Raw genomic sequence first — 5596 nt, 5'->3', positions numbered from 1 at the left:
GCCGGGTGGGTTGCGGGCCACGGTGGGGGGCGGGCCCCCGAACCCCCGCGCCTCAATCGCCGGCGGGGCTGGGGTGGTGCGCTCAATCGTCGGCGGGGCTGGGGTGGTGCGCTCAATCGTCGGCGGGGCTGGGGTGGTGCGGGCTTGATCACCGGCGCGGAGCCGCCTCAGCGCGCCCGGGGCCGCCTCCCAGAGGCAGCTCAGGGGGGAGTGTGAGGACAGACCCCGCGCCCCGCGAATCCCAGCCCGTCCGGCGCTTGAGGACGGACCCTCGGCCACGGGCGCCCTGAGCGATTCCGGTCGGCCCGGCAAATCCAGCCTGTCCGGCGTTTGAGGACGGACCCTCGGCCACGGGTGCCCTGAGCGATTCCGGTCGGTCCGGCAAATCCAGCCTGTCCGGCGTTTGAGGACGGACCCTGTGCCACAGGTCCCCGCACGGTGCGGTGCGCACCGCGGCGCGGGGGGCGTCAGGTGAGGGGCTTGCCCGAGATGGTCACGCCCGCCGAGCGCAGCTCCTCCACCACCCGCTCCGCCCGCTCCCCCGACACCGCCGCCGTCAGATCCAGCAGCACCTGCGTGGCGAACCCCTCCCGCACCGCGTCCAGCGCCGTCGCGCGGACGCAGTGGTCCGTGGCGATGCCCACCACATCCACCTCGGTCACCTCGTGGTCCCGCAGCCACCGCGCCAGCGTCACCCCGTTCTCGTCCGTGCCCTCGAACCCGCTGTAGGCGGCCTCGTACTCCCCCTTGTCGAACACCGCGTCGATCGCCCCCGACGCCACCGCCGGCGCGAAGTTCGGGTGGAACCCCACCCCCTCCGTCCCCGCGACGCAGTGGCGCGGCCAGCTGGTCTCGTAGTCCGGGGTGTCGGAGAAGTGGTCGCCGGGGTCGATGTGGTGGTCGCGGGTGGCGATCACATGGCGGTAGCCCGCGGGCACGGTCTGGCCGATCAGGTCGGTGATGGCGGCGGCGACCTCGGCACCTCCCGAGACCGCGAGGCTGCCGCCTTCGCAGAAGTCGTTCTGAACGTCGACGACGATCAAGGCGCGGTGCATGGCGGCTGTCCTTCGTAGAGCGGGGCGACGGGTGCGGGGCCCTTGGTGTGTACCGAGCCTAGAGACTCCCGCCGTCGCACGGGAGGGCCTCCCCGGGCGGCGCGGGGCGCGAGGGCGGCGCACGGGTGAGCCTTACCGCGCACAGCCGCTTCACACATACTCGGTGGGCAGCACCGGCTCCCCCCGGGAGAGCTGAATGGCGGACATCGGCAGCCCCGCCCGTGCCTCGATGTGCCGCTGCCGGGCCGCGTCCAGCGGCTCCCGCCCCACGATCTCCCCGCCCCTGACCAGCTCCACCAGGAGCTGCCGGCCGGCCAGCTCCGGCGGTACGGCCCCGAGGCCCACGATCTCGGCCTCCGCGACCCCGTCCGCGTCCAGCCGCCGGGCGGCCCACTTGCGGCCCCCGAGGGAGGACTTCGCGCCCAGGGACTTCTTCGCCACCGGCTCCAGCGGCGCCCCGGACTCGCCCGAGCGGGCCCGGGCGACCAGCTTGTAGACCATCGAGCAGGTGGGGTGCCCGCTGCCGGTCACCAGCTGGGTGCCCACCCCGTACGCGTCCACCGGAGCGGCGGCCAGCGAGGCGATGGCGTACTCGTCCAGATCGGAGGTGACGGTGATCCTGGTGTCGCGCGCGCCCAGCTCGTCGAGCTGCTGCCGCACCCGGTGGGCGACGAGGAGGAGATCGCCCGAGTCGATCCGTACGGCGCCGAGCCCCGGGCCCGCGATCTCCACGGCGGTACGGACGGCCTCGGCCACGTCGTAGGTGTCCACCAGCAGGGTGGTGGAGCGGCCGAGGGAGTCCACCTGGGCCCGGAAGGCGTCGCGCTCGCTGTCGTGCAGCAGGGTGAAGGCGTGGGCGCTGGTGCCGACGGTCGGGATCGAGTAGCGGAACCCGGCCGCGAGGTCGGAGGTGGAGTCGAAGCCGCCGACGTAGGCGGCGCGGGCCGAGGCGACCGCGGCCAGCTCATGGGTGCGCCGGGCGCCCATCTCGATCAGCCGGCGCCCGCCCGCCGCGGCGGACATCCGGGAGGCCGCCGCGGCGATCGCCGAGTCGTGGTTGAGGATGGAGAGGATCACGGTCTCCAGCAGCACGCACTCCGCGAAGGTGCCCTCGACCCGCAGCAGCGGGGAGCCGGGGAAGTAGACCTCGCCCTCCGGGTACCCCTGGATGTCCCCGCGGAAGCGGTAGGAGGCGAGCCACTCCAGCGTCGGCTCGTCCACGATCCCCCGCTCGCGCAGGAACCCCAGCACGCCGGCGTCGAAGCGGAAGTTCTCCACCGCGTCGAGTACCCGCCCGGTGCCCGCGACGACCCCGTACCGCCGCCCCTCGGGCAGCCGCCGGGTGAAGACCTCGAAGACGGAACGGCGCCCGGCGGTGCCGGCGCGCAGGGCCGCCTGGACCATCGTGAACTCGTACTGGTCGGTGAAGAGGGCGGTGGACGGGACGTCCACCGGCAGTCCCAGGTCAGCGGTGTTCACGGCACTCAGCCTCGCACTTTCGCGTCGGGTGCCCGGAGAACCCGGGCGATCCAGCCATGGCCAGGATGCTACCCCACATTTCGTCAGAGTGACGAGATGGGGTGACCGTTTATGCGCGGGGGCTCCCCGAGTGGCAGCATGGATCAGGTGAGTGTTGCTCCCACAGAGATCGAACGTCCCGAATCGGCCGAGGAGACCTTCGCCGTTCCCGAGCCCGACGTGCCGTGGGTGACGCTCGTCCACAACGATCCCGTGAATCTGATGAGCTATGTGACCTACGTCTTCCAGGCGTATTTCGGTTACTCCAAGGACAAGGCGCGCAAACTGATGCTCGACGTCCACCACAAGGGACGGGCCGTGGTCTCCAGCGGCAGCCGCGAGGAGATGGAGCGCGACGTGCAGGCGATGCACGGCTACGGGCTGTGGGCGACCCTGTCGCAGGACCGCACCTGATGCCGGGACACTTCGAGCCGGTCCCCGGCGGCGGCGCGGCCATCGCGCTCGACGAGGTCGAGATCTCCATCCTGCGCTCGCTCGCCGTCCAGCTCCTCGAACTGATCGGACCGGGCGAGACGCCCGCAGAGGGCGAGGATCCGCTCGCCGCCCTCTTCGCCGAGGGGCCCAGCGAGGCGCCCTCCGACCCCGCGCTCGCCCGCCTCTTCCCGGACGCGTACTCCGGCCCCGGCACGGAGAGGCCCGACGAGGAGCAGCGGGCCGCGTCCTCCGAGTTCCGGCGCTTCACCGAGAACGACCTCCGGGCCCACAAGCGCGACGACGCGGTGGCGGTGGTGCGCGGCCTCGACGGCCTCACGGTGGACGGCGAGGGCGGCGCGGTGCTGCGGCTGACCGCCGACGACAGCGCCCACTGGCTCCGGGCGCTCAACGACCTCCGGCTGACCATCGGCACCCGGCTGGAGGTCGGCGACGAGGACGAGGCCGACACGCTCTACCGGCTGCCGGACACCGATCCGCGCAAGCCGATGGTGATGGCCTATCTCTGGCTCGGGGTGCTCCAGGAGACCCTGGTCGAGACCCTCATGCCCTGAACGGCCCCCGACGGACCCCCGACGGACCCCCGAGCGGGCCCTGAACGGCCCCCGAGCGGCCCCTGGGTGGCCCGCCCCCTTCCCTCCGCCCCGCCCGGTCCGCCGGGTGGGGCTTCCGATGGGTCTCCGGTGGACTTTCCCGCCCTTTCGGACCTGTATGGACATCCTGTGGGGCTCGTGTGGAGGGCTCCGGCGGACGCTCAGCGGACGCTCAAATCCGGATAACGATCACGTCACCACGCTTGGACGCTCTGTCGTGCCGTGCGTTATTTGTCCGCTTATCTTTGTGGTGCACGCCACACTATTGCCCGATGATCTCCGTGGTCACCGTGATAAATCTTCACGACCGCCAGGGGCGCCACCCATGCCCCTGGGGGCGCTTGAGCCGGCGGATCGCCGGTGGCACTCCATCCGTATCCGGGGGGATCAGGACCTGATCCGCATCCGCGCGCCAGCCGCAGCGGGCGCGGGTCCGCATGGAGAAAGGGCGCACCACCATGACCTCAGTGCAGGTCGGCAAGGATGACGGGCACGACGGCAAGGGTGTCGCGGGGCCCGTCGACACGACCACCGGCACCGCCGGAGGTCCGCCGGAGGACCAGGGTTACCACCGGGCGCTCAACGCCCGGCAGATCCAGATGATCGCGATCGGCGGAGCGATCGGCACCGGTCTCTTCCTCGGCGCGGGCAAGGGCATCTCCAAGGCCGGACCCAGCCTCATCCTGGCCTACGCCATCGCGGGCGTGGTCATCTTCTTCATCATGCGCGCCCTCGGCGAGCTGCTCATGTACCGCCCGGTCGCCGGCTCGTTCTCCGAGTACGCGCGGGAGTTCATCGGCCCCTTCGCCGGCTTCGTCACCGGCTGGACCTACTGGCTCTTCTGGGTCGTCACCGGGATGACCGAGGTCACCGCCGCCGCCAGCTATATGACGTACTGGTTCGACGTCCCCCAGTGGATCTCCGCGCTGGCCTTCACGATCATCCTCTACGGCGCGAACCTGATCTCCGTGAAGCTCTTCGGCGAGCTGGAGTTCTGGTTCTCGATGGTCAAGGTCACCGCGATCATCGGCATGATCCTCATCTGTCTCGGCATCCTCACCCTCGGCTTCTCCGACGCCGGCGACACCGCCTCCGTCAGCCTGCTCTGGGACGACGGCGGCTTCTTCCCCAAGGGCATCGGCGGCACGCTGATGACCCTCCAGATCGTGATGTTCGCCTTCCTCGCGGTCGAGCTGGTCGGTGTCACGGCCGGTGAGTCCAAGGACCCCGAGAAGAACCTGCCGAAGGCCATCAACACCGTGCCCGTGCGGATCGCCGTCTTCTACATCGGCGCGCTGATCATGATTCTGTCGGTGGTCTCCTGGACCAACTTCCAGCCCGGTGTCTCGCCCTTCGTCGCCGCCTTCGACGAGATGGGCCTCCAGACCGGCGCGGCCATCGTGAACTTCGTCGTCCTCACCGCCGCGCTGTCCTCCTGCAACTCGGGCATGTACTCCACCGGCCGGATGCTGCGCGACCTCGCGCTCAACAGCCAGGGCCCGAAGTTCTTCACCAGGCTCACCAGGAACGGCATCCCGCTGCTCGGCACCACCTTCTCGGCCGGCCTGATGCTGATCGGTGTCTGGATCAACTACCAGTGGCCCGGTGAGGCCTTCAACAAGATCGTCTCCTTCGCCACCATCTCCGGCATGTGGGCCTGGGTGATGATCCTCGTCAGCCAGATCCGCTACCGCGCCAAGGCCGACCGGGGCGAGCTTCCCCAGTCCACCTTCAAGGCCCCCGGCGCGCCGTACACCAGCTGGTTCGCGCTCCTGTTCATCGGCATGGTGGTCGTGCTGATGGGCATCGACAAGGACGCCAGGATCTCGCTGTACTGCGCGCCCGTCTGGGCCCTGATCCTCGGCGTGTCGTATCTGGTGCTGAAGAAGCGCAACCCGCGGGGAGCGGCGTTCGTGAAGCGCTGACCCGCGACACGCCCCGGCACCCGCGGCGGGCGGGCGCGTACCGGACTCCGGT

5 protein-coding genes are annotated in these 5596 nt (G+C 70.7%); 3 read left to right on the top strand and 2 right to left on the bottom strand.

Features of this window, described 5'->3' with window-relative positions; all coding sequences use genetic code 11:
* Nucleotides 1–467: 467 nt before the first annotated feature.
* Together ABT122_RS33110 and ABT122_RS33105 are read right to left on the bottom strand one after the other, a co-directional pair.
* Nucleotides 468–1055, bottom strand: coding sequence for an isochorismatase family protein (locus tag ABT122_RS33110; RefSeq protein WP_351559828.1), 588 nt, complete (start codon nt 1053–1055; stop codon nt 468–470).
* A 150-nt stretch (nt 1056–1205) separates the two neighbouring features.
* Nucleotides 1206–2534, bottom strand: a complete 1329-nt coding sequence (locus ABT122_RS33105; protein WP_351559826.1) for a nicotinate phosphoribosyltransferase — start codon at nt 2532–2534, stop codon at nt 1206–1208.
* Between the two features lie 138 nt (nt 2535–2672).
* On the opposite strand from ABT122_RS33105, the gene clpS reads away from it, so the two are divergent.
* From clpS to ABT122_RS33090, 3 genes are all read left to right on the top strand, one after another.
* The gene (gene clpS / locus ABT122_RS33100; RefSeq protein WP_351559824.1) at nt 2673–2987 is read left to right on the top strand and encodes an ATP-dependent Clp protease adapter ClpS; all 315 of its coding nucleotides are present in this window, start codon (nt 2673–2675) and stop codon (nt 2985–2987) included.
* Entirely contained in the window at nt 2987–3580 is a 594-nt protein-coding gene (locus tag ABT122_RS33095; protein WP_351559822.1) for a DUF2017 domain-containing protein, read from the top strand. The genes clpS and ABT122_RS33095 overlap by 1 nt, the downstream gene beginning before the upstream one ends.
* Before the next feature lie 497 nt (nt 3581–4077).
* Entirely contained in the window at nt 4078–5544 is a 1467-nt protein-coding gene (locus ABT122_RS33090; protein WP_351559820.1) for an amino acid permease, read from the top strand.
* The last annotated feature ends 52 nt before the right edge of the window (nt 5545–5596 follow it).

The sequence above is a fragment of the Streptomyces sp. NPDC001985 genome (genome assembly GCF_040296845.1).
Classification (GTDB): Bacteria; Actinomycetota; Actinomycetes; order Streptomycetales; family Streptomycetaceae; genus Streptomyces.
This window is presented reverse-complemented; position numbering and strand designations above follow the sequence as displayed.

Bases quoted from the DNA above. Each gene is read 5' to 3' on its own strand.
- ABT122_RS33110 (WP_351559828.1), bottom strand. From the start codon at position 1,055: ATGCACCGCGCCTTGATCGTCGTCGACGTTCAGAACGACTTCTGCGAA.
- clpS (WP_351559824.1), top strand. From the start codon at position 2,673: ATGGATCAGGTGAGTGTTGCTCCCACAGAGATCGAACGTCCCGAATCG.
- ABT122_RS33095 (WP_351559822.1), top strand. From the start codon at position 2,987: ATGCCGGGACACTTCGAGCCGGTCCCCGGCGGCGGCGCGGCCATCGCG.
- ABT122_RS33090 (WP_351559820.1), top strand. From the start codon at position 4,078: ATGACCTCAGTGCAGGTCGGCAAGGATGACGGGCACGACGGCAAGGGT.